Source organism: Paenibacillus pectinilyticus (assembly GCF_001700435.1).
GTDB classification, from domain to species: Bacteria; Bacillota; Bacilli; order Paenibacillales; family NBRC-103111; genus Paenibacillus_E; species Paenibacillus_E pectinilyticus.
On the sequence record NZ_LYPC01000030.1, the window covers coordinates 65723 to 82078 of the forward strand.

Annotated in this window: 17 protein-coding genes and 1 riboswitch; all 17 genes read left to right on the forward strand. The window is 47.6% G+C overall.

What is annotated here, in order from left to right; all coding sequences use genetic code 11:
• Window positions 1–87: 87 nt before the first annotated feature.
• The 17 genes from A8709_RS32110 (at window position 88) to cobS (ending at window position 16345) form a co-directional block, all read left to right on the forward strand.
• Window positions 88–2448, forward strand: a complete 2361-nt coding sequence (locus A8709_RS32110; protein ID WP_065858991.1) for an endonuclease MutS2 — start codon at window positions 88–90, stop codon at window positions 2446–2448.
• A 92-nt stretch (window positions 2449–2540) separates the two neighbouring features.
• Entirely contained in the window at window positions 2541–3221 is a 681-nt protein-coding gene (locus A8709_RS32115; protein WP_065858993.1) for a PspA/IM30 family protein, read from the forward strand.
• Between the two features lie 120 nt (window positions 3222–3341).
• A complete protein-coding gene (locus tag A8709_RS32120) occupies window positions 3342–3761 on the forward strand; it encodes a DUF350 domain-containing protein (protein ID WP_065858995.1) in 420 nt (139 codons plus the stop codon).
• Window positions 3762–3906: 145 nt separating this feature from the next.
• Window positions 3907–4407: a hypothetical protein gene (locus A8709_RS32125; RefSeq protein WP_065858996.1), complete on the forward strand. Its 501-nt coding sequence runs from the start codon at window positions 3907–3909 to the stop codon at window positions 4405–4407.
• A 122-nt stretch (window positions 4408–4529) separates the two neighbouring features.
• Window positions 4530–5747, forward strand: a complete 1218-nt coding sequence (locus A8709_RS32130; RefSeq protein WP_065858998.1) for an MFS transporter — start codon at window positions 4530–4532, stop codon at window positions 5745–5747.
• Window positions 5748–5811: 64 nt separating this feature from the next.
• Entirely contained in the window at window positions 5812–6732 is a 921-nt protein-coding gene (gene cysK, locus A8709_RS32135) for a cysteine synthase A (protein WP_065859000.1), read from the forward strand.
• 193 nt (window positions 6733–6925) lie between these two features.
• Window positions 6926–7417 carry an Lrp/AsnC family transcriptional regulator gene (locus A8709_RS32140; protein ID WP_056609404.1) on the forward strand — a complete coding sequence of 164 codons (492 nt, stop codon included), beginning with the start codon at window positions 6926–6928 and terminating at the stop codon, window positions 7415–7417.
• A gap of 15 nt (window positions 7418–7432) precedes the next feature.
• Window positions 7433–8635 (forward strand): aminotransferase class I/II-fold pyridoxal phosphate-dependent enzyme, encoded by a 1203-nt coding sequence (locus A8709_RS32145; protein WP_065859002.1) that lies wholly within the window; start codon window positions 7433–7435, stop codon window positions 8633–8635.
• 69 nt (window positions 8636–8704) lie between these two features.
• Complete coding sequence (locus tag A8709_RS32150) at window positions 8705–8971, forward strand: aspartyl-phosphate phosphatase Spo0E family protein (RefSeq protein WP_065859005.1); 267 nt, start codon at window positions 8705–8707, stop codon at window positions 8969–8971.
• 59 nt (window positions 8972–9030) lie between these two features.
• Entirely contained in the window at window positions 9031–9558 is a 528-nt protein-coding gene (locus A8709_RS32155; RefSeq protein ID WP_065859008.1) for a hypothetical protein, read from the forward strand.
• Window positions 9559–9591: 33 nt separating this feature from the next.
• A riboswitch (cobalamin riboswitch) is annotated at window positions 9592–9746 on the forward strand.
• Window positions 9747–9907: 161 nt separating this feature from the next.
• Complete coding sequence (locus A8709_RS32160; protein WP_141692728.1) at window positions 9908–10918, forward strand: ABC transporter substrate-binding protein; 1011 nt, start codon at window positions 9908–9910, stop codon at window positions 10916–10918.
• Entirely contained in the window at window positions 10918–11955 is a 1038-nt protein-coding gene (locus A8709_RS32165; protein WP_065859010.1) for a FecCD family ABC transporter permease, read from the forward strand. The genes A8709_RS32160 and A8709_RS32165 overlap by 1 nt, the downstream gene beginning before the upstream one ends.
• 5 nt (window positions 11956–11960) lie before the next feature.
• Window positions 11961–12737, forward strand: coding sequence for an ABC transporter ATP-binding protein (locus A8709_RS32170; protein ID WP_065859012.1), 777 nt, complete (start codon window positions 11961–11963; stop codon window positions 12735–12737).
• Window positions 12738–12761: 24 nt separating this feature from the next.
• Window positions 12762–13829 (forward strand): nicotinate-nucleotide--dimethylbenzimidazole phosphoribosyltransferase, encoded by a 1068-nt coding sequence (cobT, locus tag A8709_RS32175; protein ID WP_065859014.1) that lies wholly within the window; start codon window positions 12762–12764, stop codon window positions 13827–13829.
• 112 nt (window positions 13830–13941) lie between these two features.
• Window positions 13942–14502 (forward strand): bifunctional adenosylcobinamide kinase/adenosylcobinamide-phosphate guanylyltransferase, encoded by a 561-nt coding sequence (gene cobU, locus A8709_RS32180; RefSeq protein ID WP_065859016.1) that lies wholly within the window; start codon window positions 13942–13944, stop codon window positions 14500–14502.
• A 38-nt stretch (window positions 14503–14540) separates the two neighbouring features.
• Entirely contained in the window at window positions 14541–15542 is a 1002-nt protein-coding gene (gene cbiB / locus A8709_RS32185) for an adenosylcobinamide-phosphate synthase CbiB (RefSeq protein ID WP_065859019.1), read from the forward strand.
• Window positions 15518–16345, forward strand: a complete 828-nt coding sequence (cobS, locus tag A8709_RS32190; protein ID WP_065859021.1) for an adenosylcobinamide-GDP ribazoletransferase — start codon at window positions 15518–15520, stop codon at window positions 16343–16345. The genes cbiB and cobS overlap by 25 nt, the downstream gene beginning before the upstream one ends.
• The last annotated feature ends 11 nt before the right edge of the window (window positions 16346–16356 follow it).

The window sequence follows — 16356 nt, forward strand, 5'->3', positions numbered from 1 at the left end:
TAGTATCTTCCATATAATCATTGTCTCCGTAGCTAATCAGGTTCTTTTTGGTTTATAATATAGGGTAGAGAAAAGAGGTTGGGAACGTTGAATCCGAAAATTATAAAAACATTAGAATACGTGAAGATTTTACATAAGCTTGAGCATCATGCGTCAACATCACTTGGCAAAGATGCGGCTCTTAAGTTAGAACCCAAAGGGGATTTCGAGCTTGTTAAGCTGCGCTTGCAGACGACGGATGAGGCCGTTAATGTTGAACGGCTGAAAGGAAATGCTCCATTCGGCGGTATTCGCGACATACGGTCGCCCCTGCATAGAGCTCGCATTGGCGGGATGTTAAATCCGAATGAGTTGTTAGAAATTTCTACAACGATGTTTGGAGCACGTAGGTTAAAGCGCTTTGTACTTGCTGTTCATGAGGAATATTCGATTCCGATGCTCAAGGCGCAAGTTGATTTACTGACAGAGAATAAACAGTTAGAAGATAAAATTAACAGCTGTATTGATGAAAATGCGGTTGTTGTGGACAGTGCTAGTCCTGAATTAGGGCGTGTTCGAAGTGAACTACGCACGGGTGAAAGCAGAGTCCGTGAGAGACTTGAGCAGATGCTGCGCAATTCGTCTGTTCAGAAAATGCTGCAGGACGTTCTCATCACGATCCGAAATGACCGATTCGTTATTCCGGTTAAGTCCGAGTATCGATCGAGCTTTGGCGGGATGATCCATGATCAGTCGGCCTCTGGTGCGACGCTATACATTGAGCCGGATGCCATCGTTCAACTGAATAATAAGATTCGTGAACTCAAATTTAAAGAGGAAGCCGAGATTGAGAAGATTTTGCGGGCGTTAACGGAGCTAGTAGCCGAACAAGTTGATGTGCTTGTACTAGATGTTGATCTCTTGGCGGAGCTCGATTTTACATTTGCGAAAGCGGGCTTGGCAAGAGAGTTAAAAGCCACAATGCCAAGATTGAATGACCGCGGCTTCATCAAAATTAAAAGAGGAAGACATCCACTCATTGCGCCAGAAGCCGTTGTACCACTGGACTTGGAGCTGGGTAATGATTACTCGCAAATAATTGTAACGGGGCCCAATACGGGTGGTAAGACGGTTTCCCTGAAAACCGTAGGTTTGCTTAGCTTGATGGCGATGTCAGGGCTTTTTGTTCCTGCGGAAGAAGGCACGCAACTATGCGTGTTCGATGCGATTTATGCGGATATTGGCGACGAGCAAAGTATTGAGCAGAATCTGAGTACTTTTTCCAGTCACATGACGAATATCATAAGTATTTTGAGAGATATGACGCCCAAAAGCCTAGTGTTGCTTGATGAGCTTGGCGCTGGTACGGATCCAGCCGAAGGATCTGCGCTGGCCATCTCGATTTTGGACTATATTCATCAAATTGGGTGTCGCATTATTGCAACGACGCATTATTCTGAGTTGAAGGCCTATGCGTATCAGAAGCCTGGCACGATTAATGCTAGTATGGAATTTGATGTTCAAACCTTAAGTCCAACATATCGCTTGTTGGTTGGTGTACCCGGACGAAGTAATGCTTTTGCCATTGCCGAGCGGTTAGGTTTATCCAGACGTATTATTGAGCATGCCCGTACACAGGTGGGAGAAGAAGATCAACGTGTGGAGTCGATGATTGCTTCTCTCGAAGAGAACCGACTGATCGCGGAATCCGAACGCTATGCGGCAGAGGAGCTTCGCAAAGAAGCAGAAGCGATGCGCAAATCACTGGAGGCGCAGCAGCTGAAATTCGATGAGCAGCGGGATAAGCTGCTTGAGAAAGCGGAGCGTGATGCTCGCGAGGCTGTGGTAAAAGCTCGCCGAGAAGCCGACGAAGTTATCGCAGATCTTCGCCGCATGGCGCAAGAGGAAGCTGGCGGGGTTAAGGACCACCGTTTGGTTGAAGCCAAACGACGCCTCGATCAAGCGACTCCTGAGCTAAGGAGCAAACAGGTTCGCGCTGTGAAGAAGAAACCGGAGCAGATTGAAGCCGGAGATGAAGTGCGTGTCATTTCATTGGGGCAAAAAGGACACGTAGTTGAGCTAGTAGGCACAACGGAAGCCAATGTGCAGTTGGGGATTATGAAGATGAAGGTGCAGCTATCTAATCTCGAGAAAACAGGGAATGCGGCGCCATCGAAACAACCTCAGAAAACGGCAACAACGCTAAAACGCACCCGCGACGATAATGTCAAAATGGAATTGGATATGCGCGGCATGAATATGGAAGAGGCACTAATCGAAGCGGATCGATTCTTAGACGAATCCTTTCTGAGTAATTTCGGGCAAGTTTATTTAATTCATGGCAAAGGCACAGGCGTGCTTCGTACAGGTATGCAGGAATATTTGCGCCGTCATAAGCACGTGAAAAGCTATCGGATGGGGAATTACAACGAGGGCGGAGCTGGAGTTACGGTTGTCGAAATGAAATAAATCTAAAATTTTTAATCCTTTTTGAAACTGATTGTTTGGTGTTACGTATGAAATAGATATAAAAGAGTATTAAACCTTAGGAGGAATTTTAGATGGGAATTTTCAAAAGACTTCGTGATATGACAATGGCTTCAGTTAATGATTTGCTAGATAAGGCTGAAGATCCGGTTAAAATGTTAAATCAGTTTTTACGTGATATGGAAGAAGATATTTTGGAAGCAGAGACTGCTGTCGCGAAACAAATCGCGATTGAGAAGAAATACAAGCTGCAAGTTGAAGAATCAGAAGAGATGGTAACGAAACGTACAGAGCAGGCGATGAAAGCCCTCGAAGCAGGGAATGAAGATTTAGCCCGCCGCGCTCTAGAAGATAAGAAAGAGCACCAAGCTCGTTACGATGAACTGAAACGTCAATATGATCTAGCGAAAACGAATGCGGACCAACTTCGTGCGCAATTGACGGAGATGAAAGATGAGTTCACAAAGATGAAAAACAAAAAGGATTTGTTGATTGCTCGTGCTGAAACAGCGAAAGCTCAAAAACAAATCAACCAAGCGATGTCGGGCTTTGGTACGGATAATGCGGCTAAAGGATTTGATCGCATGAGCGAGAAAGTTCTTCAAATGGAAGCTGAAGCGCAAGCAAGCGGAGAGATTCGTGCGAAAAACCGCAGCTTAGACGATGAGCTAGATGGTCTAGGCGCTAGCAAAAGTGGCATTGATGATGAGTTAGCGGCTATGCGCGCGAAGCTTGCTGAAAAAAAACAATCCTAATGTTATACTAGGAGTACCTGCGAGAGACTGAGTCATACTCAGTCTCTACTCCCGTTTAGGGCAAGTGATTGGACAATTCGATTGGAGTCTCTCTACTTGTGAAGGAAGGCAGGGGACGATATGAACGAAGAGGTGGATGTCTTGTTAAGCAACCCGTATTTATCAACGCTCGCGTTTTTTGCTGTAGCTGTGGTCGCACTAGTTGTCTTTCTAACTATTTTTGAAATGGTGACGAAGTATGACGATTGGGCTGAAATTAAAAAAGGAAATCTGTCTGTAGCTATGGCAACAGGTGGGAAAATTTTCGGGATTTGTAACTTGTTCCGATTTGCGATTCTAAACAATGACACCATGATTCACTCACTCGTCTGGGCCGGTTATGGCTTCCTGCTGTTAATGGTAGCTTACTTTATTTTTGAATTCCTGACGCCTTTCTTCAAAATTGACGAGGAAATTCAGAAGGATAATCGTGCAGTAGGCTTTTTATCCTTAATACTATCTGTTTCTTTATCCTATGTGGTTGGAGCTTGTGTAACTTAGTATCATACATAGAAGCATAGTTTTGGAGGCTTGAATAATGAAATACCTGTGGGGGACCTTGTTTGCTATTGCGCTTGTATTTGTAGCGGCAGGGGTTTATTATGTATTGAAATATGCATGAATGCAATAGGTGGAGGATTACGACATGAGTGGCAATGAGGAAGTCGTTTGTCCGTGGTGTCAGACAGAAATTGTTTGGGATCCCGAGATTGGACCTGAAGATGAGTGTCCACATTGTTTTAACGAGTTAAACGATTATCGGAGCATTGATCTGAAGGTTAAACAGACAGGTCAAAAGCTGCGCTTCAATGAGCAAGAATATGCCGAGTCTGATGAGGATTTATCACTTGCTTGGGATGATTCAGATGAGCCGCTCGACAAGTATGGAGAAAAGGTACAGCAGTTGACGGATGAACAGGAAGAAGCACCTGAATGCTCGAATTGTCATGAATTCATGCTCCTTGCGGGAACAGAAGTGACAAGTGAGACAGCTTTCACGCCGATCATTCCCAAAACATTAGGCAGTGCTTTCTTGACGGGTCCTTTTACATCGGACGTTTATGTATGTCCATCTTGCTTTAGAGTTGAGAAAGTGCTTTCGGATACAGACCGTTTACTGATGGTTGAACGTATCAAATCGGAATAAATCAAGGTGGAAATCGAACCGAGTCCTCATGGATTCGGTTTTTTTGCGTAGTTTCACCTCATATTTTGACTCAAATGGGGAAGCTTAACAAGAGCCTAAATCGGTCTAACAGGAGGAGGAATATGGAAACGAATGTGAAGAGCCAGGGAAAGCTGGATGCTCAAGCGATTCTTTTACTTATTGTTCATTCGTTATTCGGCGGAGCGAATGCGTTATCAGGTACGTTCGTCGGGGTTTACTTGTGGAAAGCCAAAAATGATTTTACATTAATCGGCTGGTTTACGTTAACGACTCATTTGACGATGGCCATTACTTTCTGGCTCGCTGGAAAATGGGTTAAAGAACACAACAAAATGAACTGCTTGCGTGCTGGGGTTTCGATATCTGCCTGTTTCTATCTGTTAGTGTTGTGGATGGGGACGAGCAGCATCCATTATTTCGTTTGGTTGGGGCTGGTTCAAGGTATCTCCGTTGGCCTATTCTGGATCTCCTTCAATGTCGTTTACTTTGAAGTCACGGATCCTGACAATCGGGACAAGTTTAATGGCTGGGTGGGTCTGCTAGGAGCGGGGGCAGGCATTATTGCGCCGTGGATCTCGGGGTTACTTATTGTGAGCTTGGGAGATGTAGCGGGCTATCGTCTTATTTTTTCCATTTCACTAGGCATTTTTGTGTTAGGTGTCGTGATCAGCTTTTTTCTGAAAAAAAGGAAAGTAAGTGGCACCTATGCATGGTTTCTGCCTCTAAAAATACTTAAACAACCGCATACACCATGGAAACGAGTGAGTTTATCGCTGGCTTGTCAGGGCGTTCGTGAGGGCGTTTTTGGCTTCATGATCGGATTACTCGTGTATATCGCAACATCAAGTGAAGCGAGTTTAGGTAATTTTGCTTTAATTACGTCATCCGTTGCGTTGGTGAGTTTCTGGGCGGCAGGCCGGTTCATTCGACCCTCTTTTCGAAAAAAGAGTATGTTTATTGGTTCGGTCATGGTTGTACTCGTCATATTGCCGTTCTTCTGGAAAATGTCATTTACAACGCTCCTCATTTTCGGCCTTGGATCTGCGCTGTTTTTTCCCATGTACTCCATTCCGATGGTATCTGTGGTCTTCGATCTCATCGGGTCCGACGAGGAGTCGGCGAAGCAGCGGGAGGAGTACATCGTCCTTCGTGAACTTTCGTTGAATGTAGGGCGTGTGTGCGGTGTGCTGTTATTTATTTGTGTCATTTCATGGAGTAAGGAGCCGCTTGTCATCAATGTACTGATGCTCGTTACCGGAAGTTCAACGTTCTTCTCATGGTTATTCATCCGAAATCAATTACCCACATCCAAGCCTTGACATGGACTATCCTTCCACATCAAAATGTGGATAGCATGATGGAGGAAAAAGGAGGGGGCACCCTATGTCAAAGAAAATGGTAAACAGCATCACGGAGCTAATTGGCGATACCCCCGCTGTGCGAATTAACCGCTTATTGGAACCGGAGGCAGCGGAATTGTATGTGAAGTTGGAATATTTTAATCCCAGCGGCAGTGTTAAGGATCGGGCAGCATGGAATCTCATTGACCAAGCTGAGAGAGCAGGTCATCTTCTGCCTGGTGCAACAATAATAGAGCCTACGAGTGGAAACACGGGCATTGGTCTTGCAATGAATGCCGCGGCTAAAGGGTATAAAGCCATTCTTATAATGCCGGATAATATGAGTAAGGAACGTATCAATATTCTGAAAGCTTACGGTGCTGAAGTGGTACTTACGCCTGCTGCCGAGCGGATGCCAGGTGCGATCGCGAAAGCGATGGAGCTGCGAGATCAAATCCCAGGGAGCTTCATTCCACAGCAGTTTGAGAATCCAGCGAATCCGAGCATTCATCGCGTTACGACTGCGCCGGAAATCCTGCAACAGATGGAAGGCAGGCTGGATGCGTTCGTTGCCACATCGGGCACAGGCGGTACGATTACGGGGACTGGTGAAGTGCTGCGGGAGCAGCTGCCGAATATCCAGATTTATGTGGTGGAACCTAAGGGGTCCCCAGTCCTTTCTGGTGGAAGCCCAGGGCCGCATAAGCTGGTAGGCACAAGTCCGGGCTTTATTCCTGCTATTTTGAACACCAGTGTCTATGATGAAATTGTTCAAGTGTCAGATGAAGATGCCATCCAAACGATGAAAGATTTAGCCAGTAAAGAGGGGATTCTGGTTGGTCCGTCTGCTGGTGCATCGGTTTGGACTGGGATCCAGGTTGCGAGAAAGTTAGGTGCAGGCAAAAGGGTATTGTGCATTGCGCCAGATACAGGTGAAAGGTATTTAAGTATGGATATTTTTTAAATTAGGCATGAAAAAGATAATGAAAGCCACTAGGAGCCTCTCTTTGTGGCTATTTGTTGTGCTTGTCCAAGTGGAATTTTTACCTATATATAAATTTTCTGCCTATCTTTTGCGCGCAGTAATTGAATTAGGACAGTGATTCATTGTAAGATGAATGGATGAACGAACAAATTTCAGAAAGGTAGGTTTAACCATGGATACTTTGAAGCTTAAAATTCTCGATTTACTGAAGGAAGATGCCCGCAGGAGCGCGGATCTGATCGCCACCATGTTAGGAACGGCGGAGGCCGAAGTTGCGCGAGCGATAAGCGAGATGGAAGCGGATAAGGTCATCGTCAAATACGCGACAGTCGTAAACTGGAGTAAAGTAGATGACGAAAAGGTTACCGCCCTAATTGAAGTGCAAATTACGCCGGAGCGCGGGCGCGGTTTTGATGCGATTGCGGAACGGATCTACCTATATCCGGAAGTCAAATCGGTTTACCTCATGTCAGGTGCGTACGATTTACTTGTTGAAATTGAGGGAAGCTCGCTGAAGCAAGTTGCTTCTTTCGTATCGAACAAACTTTCACCGATTGATCGTGTACTTTCCACAAAAACGAATTTTATCTTAAAAAAATACAAACAAGACGGCATTATTTTCGAGGATCAGGAAGATGATCACCGGATGCTTGTTTCGCCGTAAGGAAGAGGGAACGTCATGATTAAGGATGAGACTACGATTCAACCAACGAACAAATCCATGCAGGACTACCTCGCTCCTGCCGTACGTGAAATGAAGCCATCAGGTATTCGAAAGTTTTTTGACCTGGTTAACAATAGTAAAGACGATATTATTTCTCTCGGGGTAGGCGAACCGGATTTCTCCACACCGTGGCACGTACGTGAAGCCGCTGTGCACTCGTTGGAACGCGGCCGCACCAAATATACGCCGAACTCTGGTATTCCAGAGCTTCGCGAAGCAATTGCGAACTATTTATATACGTCATTTAAAGCAAAATATGAGCCAACGGATGAAGTGCTTGTAACGGTTGGCGGCAGCGAAGCTATCGATCTGGCCTTACGTGCACTTATTACGCCAGGGGATGAAATCTTAATTCCAGAGCCCTGCTATATCTCTTATTCACCGATTACCGCGATTAGCGGCGGCGTGCCTGTAGGCATCGAAACATTTGCCAAGGATCAGTTCAAGCTAACAGAAAAAGCGCTTCGCGATGCGATTACGCCGCGTTCCAAAATATTGATTCTATGCTATCCTAGCAATCCAACCGGCGGCATTATGACATACGAAGACTGGCTGCCTATTGCTAAAGTGGTTGAGGAGAAAGATTTGATCGTCATCTCCGATGAAATCTATGCAGAATTAACATATGGTCAGAAGCACGTAAGCTTCGCAGCTGTTCCAGGTATGAAAGACCGGACGATTTTGGTCAGCGGATTCTCCAAAGCATTCGCTATGACTGGCTGGCGCATGGGTTATGCTTGCGGACATCGTGAATTGATCTCCGCTATGACCAAAATTCACCAATACACGGTTATGTGCGCACCTGTCATGGGGCAAGTGGCGGCGCATGAAGCGTTGACGAATGGACTTGAAGAGAAGGATCGGATGATAGAATCCTATAATCAACGAAGGCGGCTGATCGTCAAAGGCTTCCGTGAGGTAGGACTCGAGTGTCACGAACCGCAAGGTGCGTTCTATGCGTTCCCAAGTATTGCAGCTACCGGCTTAACATCGGATGAGTTTGCACAACGTCTTTTGTTCGAGTCGAAAGTTGCTGCTGTACCTGGCGATGTGTTCGGTTTAGGCGGGGAAGGATTCCTTCGTTGCTCCTATGCGTACAGTGTTTCACAGCTCAATGAAGCGCTTGAGAGAATCGGTAATTTTATGCGGAAATTATAAGATTAACTTGTAAAAAAATATGTTCATAATTGACGAAAACTGTTATTCTTATAGTGAGGAGGGATGAGCATGGCTTTTATGGAATATCAACTTACTAGCTTTCCAAAGCAGTTTCAAATTCGTGAGCAAGATTTCGGACAACGTTGGTTATCCAGACATGCCAAGAAGCAAAACTCCCTATCTTTGCTGGAAGAAGAGATTCATACGTTGAGACGTAAAATGGAACAAATGGTCACAGAAGGTCGGGAAATGACATCGGATGATGTTGTCGAGTTAAGTACAATTCTGGATCAGAAGATAAATGAATATATGACAGCTTGTAAGAAAAGTCGGTGAAAACCGACTTTTCTGGCGACTATCGATAAGAGAGCGTACGACGGAGGGAATTACATACAATGAAGGCAAAATGGTTGCTTGTTCTCATGCTAGGCATGGTGCTTACCCTTACAGCTTGCGGTGGACCTAAGCCTGATGTATCGGTATTTATCATGGGTCCTAATGGTTTCCCAAGTGAAGCGGCGGAGAAGCTGGAAACTTCACTGAAATTGAAGGTAGGGGATACACCTACTGTGAAGTTGAATACGTCTCCTATTTTTTCAATGGAAAAAATGATTGTTGAGCTGGCGGCTGGTGGTAACGGCATTTTCATCCTTGCCGATGAGCAGTTCAAAGGCTTGAGTAATCAGGCCGGCTTCGTTTCCTTGGATGATACGATCAACCCTGCGGACTATCCGGATGGCGTTATCGAAATCAAGGAAGAGGGCAAAGAAGCTCAGAAGCATCTCTATGGCATTCCGCTTGAAGGGAACAAGTGGATGAAGGAACAAGGCTATGAAGGTAAAGGATTAGTCGCGTTCGTTCCTCTAAATGCACCGAAAATGGACGAGGCCTTAAAAGTTCTCAAAATTATTGCACAAAAGTAAGAGAACATCTATAATCGACAATTAGATTGATCATAGTAAGTAGTCACGATAGGTGCTGATAAGCTTTGGGTACAAAGTTTAGAAGTAAAAGGGGAAGCCGGTTAGAGTCCGGCACGGTCCCGCCACTGTAATTCAATCATGCGAATGGTTGGAGAGTCAGGTTACCTTGCCTATTGTTTCGTTTTACGACATCCTTCGAGGAAAAGGATCGCGTTAAATCAGGAAGCAACGCAGGCAAGTTCGTTGCCCAATACCGCGATTTCTCGTCCTTCTCGTTCCTTGTGAACGGGGGGGCTTTTTTATGGGTACAGGATTGATAATGAAGAAAAAAAGAAAGAGGGAACTATCGATGAAACAGCATTTGGTTAAAAAGGGTCTAATTCTTACATTAGCCGTCGTAACAGCTATCTCATTAGCAGCATGTGGCAAAAAGGAAACGGAAATATCCGATCCGTCGAAGCTTGGGGGAGCGGGGACGAAAGCTCCAACGACGACGACGGCTCCAGTTGCAGCAAAAAAGACGACCTATCCGTTGAAAGTGAAAGATGCAACAGGCAAAGAGTTTACTTTTGATAAAGCACCTGAAAAGATTGCATCGGTTTCTCCTGCTGAGACAGAAGCGTTGTATGCACTTGGTTTAGAAGCAAATATCGTCGGTGTTTCCGATTATGATGACTACCCAGAAGCAGCGAAATCAAAACCTAAGCTCGGAAGCATCACCAAGCCGAATGTAGAAGCGGTTATTGCTTCCAATGCAAATATTATTTTCACAGGCATTTCAATGAATCCAGAATCGGTTGAAAAGCTTCGTGCAATGAACATTAATGTGTTCAAAGTAGAGCCCAAAACGTTAGATGATGTGATTAATAACATTGAGTTGTATGGACAAATTACGGATCATCAGGATCAAGCGGAGAAGATTGTCTCCAAGATGAAAGCGGATCGCAAGAAAGTGGTCGATGCCGTGAAGGATGTCAAGCAAGAGAACAAGAAAAAGGTATACATTGAATTTGCTCCAGGCTGGACCGTAGGCAGCGGCGAATTCATGGATGAGTTGATCAATATTTCAGGTGGAATTAACGTTGCAGCTGACAAAGCCAGCTGGTACGAAATCAGCGAAGAGAAGATCATTCAACAAAATCCGAATGTGATTTTATTTGCAAATGGTGTGGTTGATACGAAAAGTAAGAAATCGTTAGACGAAATTATTCGTACACGCGGTGGCTGGGATGCCATTGACGCTGTGAAAAATAAACATGTGGTAGGCCTTGATCAAAATCTATTGAGCCGCCCAGGTCCGAGATTAACGGATGGCTTATTGGAAATGGCGAAAGGCATCTATCCTGAATTGGTGAAATAATGAAAAGAAAATTGTTGATGGGGGGAGGAGTAGGAGTTATACTCCTTCTTCTTTCTATTGTGGTGAGTTTGTCGATCGGCGCTGCCCATCTGCCAATCTCTCAGATCGTAGGGATTTTGGGTAAGCATCTGCCTTGGATTGGCAATCACATCGAGGTAAACTGGCCGCAATCGTCTGAACAAATTATAAATAAAGTTCGAATGCCCCGTGTGTTACTTGGAATTCTGGTAGGGGCCGTACTCTCCATGGCTGGTGCAGGTTTTCAAGGTGTGCTTCGCAATCCGCTCGCTGATCCTTACTCGCTTGGTGTTTCCTCAGGTGCTTCAGTCGGGGCTGCGGTTCTGATCTACTTCGGGCTGCAATTCGCTTGGTTTGGCCAATGGTCCATCCCCATTGTAGCTTTCGTGACAGGGCTTGCTTCCCTTTTCTTGGTTCTCAAGCTTGCGTTGATTGACGGGAAGCTGAAGATGGAGACGTTGATTCTGTCTGGCGTCGTGATGCAAGCGTTTCTAGGTGCTTTTGTATCGTTCTTGGTTTCAATTTCCAACCAAACGATTAATGAAATCATTTTCTGGCTAATGGGTAGTCTAGCATTGCGAGGTTGGTCATACACGTATATGATTGCACCCTATCTCGTTATCGGACTCGTGATTCTTCTAGGGTATGCAAGATCGTTGAATCTGCTAGCACTGGGGGAGCGCCAAGCTGCCCATCTCGGAGTTCATGTCGAGCGTACGAAGTTGATTGTTCTGATCACTGCTACGCTGATTACAGCAGCTGCTGTGTCTGTGGCAGGCGTCATCGGCTTTGTTGGTCTCATCGTCCCGCACCTAGTCCGACTATTGGTTGGTCCCGATTATCGCTTGATCATCCCGTTATCCGCAATTGGCGGAGGGATTTACGTTCTGTGGGCAGATACCCTTGCTAGAACCTTATTGAGCCCAACAGAAATTCCCTTGGGGGTCATTACGGCGTTCCTGGGTGCCCCGTTTTTTGCCTATCTGCTCCATAAAGATAAGAAGACGTTAAGAGGTTGATGACGATGATTAAAGTGGAGGGGCTTGACCAGCATTTTCGCGAACAACAGGTGCTACATCAGATTAGCTTTGAGGTTGGGCAAGGTGAATTCTTTGGTATTATTGGTCCCAATGGCAGTGGCAAATCTACGTTGCTCCGTTTGATATCCGGTATGGATCCTGTCAAAATAGGCCGGGTGTTTCTGAAAGATAAGCCAGTGGCTTCCTATTCCCGCAAAGAGCTGGCCAAATGGCTCGCTGTGCTGCAGCAGGATGCATTACCTCCAGTCGGCTTCACGGTACGTGAAGTGGTCGAGATGGGACGGTACCCCTTTCAGAATTGGCTGGGTGAGGATACGGCAGATGCGGATGGGCTTATTGATGCGATTGTGACTAAACTCGAGTTAGATACCTTTGCAGATCGAACCATAGAGCGCCTCAGTGGCGGTGAACGTCAGCGAGTTGCTCTGGCCAAAGTGATGGCCCAGCAGCCGAGCCTGCTTATGCTGGATGAACCCACAACCTTTCTAGATATTGGCTATCAAATCCAGATGATGGATTATATTCGGGGCTGGCAGCAAGAGTCGGCGCTTACCGTCGTTGCTGTCCTGCATGATTTAAATTTGGCAGCACAGTATTGTACGCGCTTGATGATTGTGCATGAGGGCCGGGTACACGCGATTGGAACGCCCGCTGAACTGATAACGAGTGAGCGTATCGCAGAAGTGTACGGAACGGAACCGATTGTTATGAAACATCCCGTAAGTGAGGTACCCCAGATTTTATTACAACCAGGGAAATAAATACAGGCCGGAGGATGAATGTTCATGAATAATTTAACAGCATTAATTAATACTATTGAGCCGATCTATCAAGAGGTGGCAAATCAAGCAAATGATCATTTAAATCAATTGACGAAGCCACAGGGCAGTTTAGGAAAATTAGAGGATATAGCACGTCAAGTTGCAGGGATTACTGGTGAAGTAATGCCAACCTTTGATAAGAAAGCTGTTATCGTTATGGCTGGCGATCATGGGGTATGTGAGGAAGGCATCAGTGCGTTCCCAGCAGAGGTAACTCCGCAAATGGTGCTGAACTTCCTCTACGGCGGGGCTGCAGTTAATGTACTTGCGAGACATGCGGGTGCTGATGTTGTTTGTGTGGACATGGGGGTTAACGCGGAACTGGAACATCCGAATCTCGTATCGCGTAAAGTCAGAAAAGGCACACGCAATATGGCAAAAGAAGCGGCGCTGACCTTGGATGAGACGATCCAAGCGATTGAAGCTGGCGCCCTGATCGTAGAAGATTTGGTGGCAAAAGGCTACCGACTTTTCGCAACAGGCGAAATGGGGATTGGCAATACGACGGCGAGCGCAGCGATATTATGTGCGTTGACAGGCATGGAGGCTAGTCAAACGGTAGGCCGTGGAACAGGTATTGATGACACGACTTGGCTGCATAAGCAAGGCGTTGTGAATAAGGCGCTGGAAGTGAACGCGCTGCGTGAACCTCTAAACACGAGCGCAGAGTACGCCCTTGAGGTATTAAGCAAGGTCGGGGGATTAGAGATCGCCGGACTTGTTGGGGTGATCCTCGGCGCGGCGAAGCACCGCTGCCCGGTTGTGGTCGACGGCTTCATCTCGTCGACAGCTGCTCTCGTGGCGAGCCGATTAGCCCCGCTAAGCGCGTCCTACATGCTCGCCTCGCACTTGTCGCAGGAGCAAGGGCATACGAAGCTGCTAGAAGCGGTTGGCCTCGCAGCGATGCTGCAAATGGATATGCGACTGGGTGAAGGCACAGGCGCGGTGCTCGTCTTCAACTTGATCGATGCCGCAGGCAAGATCATGAAGGAAATGGCGACGTTCGAGAGCGCAGGCGTGTCGCGGGGTTAAGGGAAAGGCGGCTAGTTGGAAGCTGTCCTACGGAAAGTTATTCAGCAGCCGTACGTGCACACATGAGCAGGTTACAGCCGCTTGACCTGTAGAGAAGGAGGCGGGACGCGCTATGGCGGTTCTGGTAACGGGCGGTGCGCGCAGCGGCAAGAGCGCCTTCGCCGAGAAACTGGCTATGCATCGCTGCCAGCGGGGGATTTACATCGCGACCTCCCACATCTACGATGAGGAAATGCGGGAGCGGGTAGGGCTGCACCAGCAAATGAGGCAGCGTTCTGGATTCCCGTGGGAAACCAAGGAGGAGCCGTATGCGCTGAGGGCTTGCTTGGAACAGCTGAACGAGAGCAACGAGGGCTCTGTGGTGTTAGTGGACTGCTTGACGCTATGGCTGACGAATTGGCTGCTCCATTACGAAGATGCTAGCGATGAGATCGCATGCGTGACAGCGCAAATAGAGGAACTTGTGGAGGCGGTGTCCTCCTACAGTGGACAATTAATTCTCGTCACGAATGAAGTGGGCGATGGCATCGTGCCAGAATATCGACTGGGACGGCAATTTCGGGATCTGGCTGGCCGGATGAATCAACGGATGGCTGAGGTATGTCAGCAGGTGTTTTTAGTGACAGTCGGTATCCCCCTAGAATTAAAAAGCAGGGCTTACAAGCTTGAATAAATAGATGCCTCCGAGCAAGTATGGAACGGTGAACCCTTATGTGGATATATAGTTGGCAGGAAATCGTCTGGATGACGGCGGCCGCCATAGCCTTGGACTGGATGATTGGTGACCCGAAGTGGCCAACTCATCCTGTTATTGTAATTGGCCGATGGATTCGCTTCGTGGAGGACAAGCTTCATCCGCGTGACGCCATAACGAAAGACGGCAGCGGTGAGGAGAGCTCAGGATTACTGCGACTGAAAGGTCTTCTCCTCACTGTATCAACAGTTGTATTGAGTTTCGGCAGCGTGTTGTTGCTTGTCCATTTCGCTGATGGCGTCCATCGCTGGTTCGGTTACGCGGTTTCAACGTGGCTCATTTCGACAACTGTCGCGATCAAGGGATTGAAAGACGCAGCCTACCTCGTCTACAATCCGCTGCGGTCAGGCCATCTCGCGGACGCTCGCAAGTACACCGGCTACATCGTTGGCCGGGATACAGAGGTGCTCCACGAGGAGGAGCTCACGCGAGCCGTCGTGGAGACGGTCGCGGAGAACATCGTGGACGCGGTTATCGCGCCCTTGTGCTATGCGCTGCTTGGTGGTGCGCCGCTAGCGATGTTCTACCGTGCATCGAATACGCTGGATTCGATGGTCGGCTACCGAAATGACAGATACCGTCATTTCGGCTGGGCGTCGGCCCGCTGGGACGACGCGATGAACTGGATCCCGGCGCGGCTGACCGGGATCCTGCTCGTTCTCGTGGCCCTGCTGTCGCGGGGCCTCTCTGCGCGGCGCGCCGCGGCGGCGATACGCCGCTTCGCGCATTTACACCCCAGCCCGAACAGCGGGATCCCAGAGTCGGCGGTAGCCGGGGCACTCGGGATCGAACTCGGCGGGCTGAACGTCTATGGCGGCGCTGCGAGTGAGCGCGCTCGCCTGGGCTGGCCGCTGCGTCCGCGTACGCAGCAGGATATTGTCTACGCCGTGAGAATGCTCTACGGCGTTAGTTTTGTAGTGATGGGAGGACTCCTGTGCGTCATACTCGTGCTTTGGTAGACTGGCTGCGTGCCTGCATAGCAGCTTTTCAGTTTTTGACCCGTTTGCCCATCCCCGTGCAGATCGATTATACGGAGCGCGTATTCCAGCGAAGCGCCGTATTTTACCCATTCGTTGGTTTCGTCATCGGACTGCTTCTCCTGTTGTCAGCTGAGGGACTCAGCTATATTCTTCCGCCAATGCCAGCAGCGATCTTGGTGCTAGCGATTTGGGTCGTCCTTACAGGCGGTCTCCATTTGGATGGTCTCATGGATACGGCTGACGGTATCCTCAGTCACAGGTCGCGTGAGCAAATGCTAGAGATCATGAAGGATAGCCGCGTTGGTGCTATGGGGGTTATTGTGTGTGTCCTTCATCTATTTCTAAAATTTTCCTTGCTCTACACATTGCTTGATAGGCAACAAAATGGCGAGGGGAGTAGTCTATTACTCTTACTGGCGGTCATTCCGATATGGAGCCGCTGGTTTATGGTGGCGGCGATCAAACATTGGCCGTATGCGAGGCCGAATTCAGGGTTAGGCAGTTTATTTCGTGGCGTTCAAACGGGGCATGTCGTTATTTCTCTGTTAGTAGCCCTGCTTACAACTACGCTTTTCATATACACGAGCAACACAACCTTTTTGCCAAATTGGAGCCTGATATTAGGCTTTGCAGCCATCACGATTCTTGCCGGTGCTAGTATGGCGTCGTATATCAGCAGCAAATTAGGCGGCCTAACGGGCGACACATACGGAGCATTGAACGAGCTGCTAGAGAGCGTGCTTCTCATTGCGATCATCCTTATTCAAATGAATGTGCTATAAACTTTAAGAGT

Coding starts and splice junctions, on each gene's coding strand:
- A8709_RS32160 (WP_141692728.1), top strand. CDS start 9,908: ATGAAACAGCATTTGGTTAAAAAGGGTCTAATTCTTACATTAGCCGTC.
- A8709_RS32145 (WP_065859002.1), top strand. CDS start 7,433: ATGATTAAGGATGAGACTACGATTCAACCAACGAACAAATCCATGCAG.
- A8709_RS32150 (WP_065859005.1), top strand. CDS start 8,705: ATGGCTTTTATGGAATATCAACTTACTAGCTTTCCAAAGCAGTTTCAA.
- A8709_RS32165 (WP_065859010.1), top strand. CDS start 10,918: ATGAAAAGAAAATTGTTGATGGGGGGAGGAGTAGGAGTTATACTCCTT.
- A8709_RS32120 (WP_065858995.1), top strand. CDS start 3,342: ATGAACGAAGAGGTGGATGTCTTGTTAAGCAACCCGTATTTATCAACG.
- cobT (WP_065859014.1), top strand. CDS start 12,762: ATGAATAATTTAACAGCATTAATTAATACTATTGAGCCGATCTATCAA.
- cysK (WP_065859000.1), top strand. CDS start 5,812: ATGTCAAAGAAAATGGTAAACAGCATCACGGAGCTAATTGGCGATACC.
- A8709_RS32155 (WP_065859008.1), top strand. CDS start 9,031: ATGAAGGCAAAATGGTTGCTTGTTCTCATGCTAGGCATGGTGCTTACC.
- A8709_RS32130 (WP_065858998.1), top strand. CDS start 4,530: ATGGAAACGAATGTGAAGAGCCAGGGAAAGCTGGATGCTCAAGCGATT.
- cobU (WP_065859016.1), top strand. CDS start 13,942: ATGGCGGTTCTGGTAACGGGCGGTGCGCGCAGCGGCAAGAGCGCCTTC.
- A8709_RS32170 (WP_065859012.1), top strand. CDS start 11,961: ATGATTAAAGTGGAGGGGCTTGACCAGCATTTTCGCGAACAACAGGTG.
- A8709_RS32140 (WP_056609404.1), top strand. CDS start 6,926: ATGGATACTTTGAAGCTTAAAATTCTCGATTTACTGAAGGAAGATGCC.
- A8709_RS32115 (WP_065858993.1), top strand. CDS start 2,541: ATGGGAATTTTCAAAAGACTTCGTGATATGACAATGGCTTCAGTTAAT.
- cbiB (WP_065859019.1), top strand. CDS start 14,541: ATGTGGATATATAGTTGGCAGGAAATCGTCTGGATGACGGCGGCCGCC.
- A8709_RS32125 (WP_065858996.1), top strand. CDS start 3,907: ATGAGTGGCAATGAGGAAGTCGTTTGTCCGTGGTGTCAGACAGAAATT.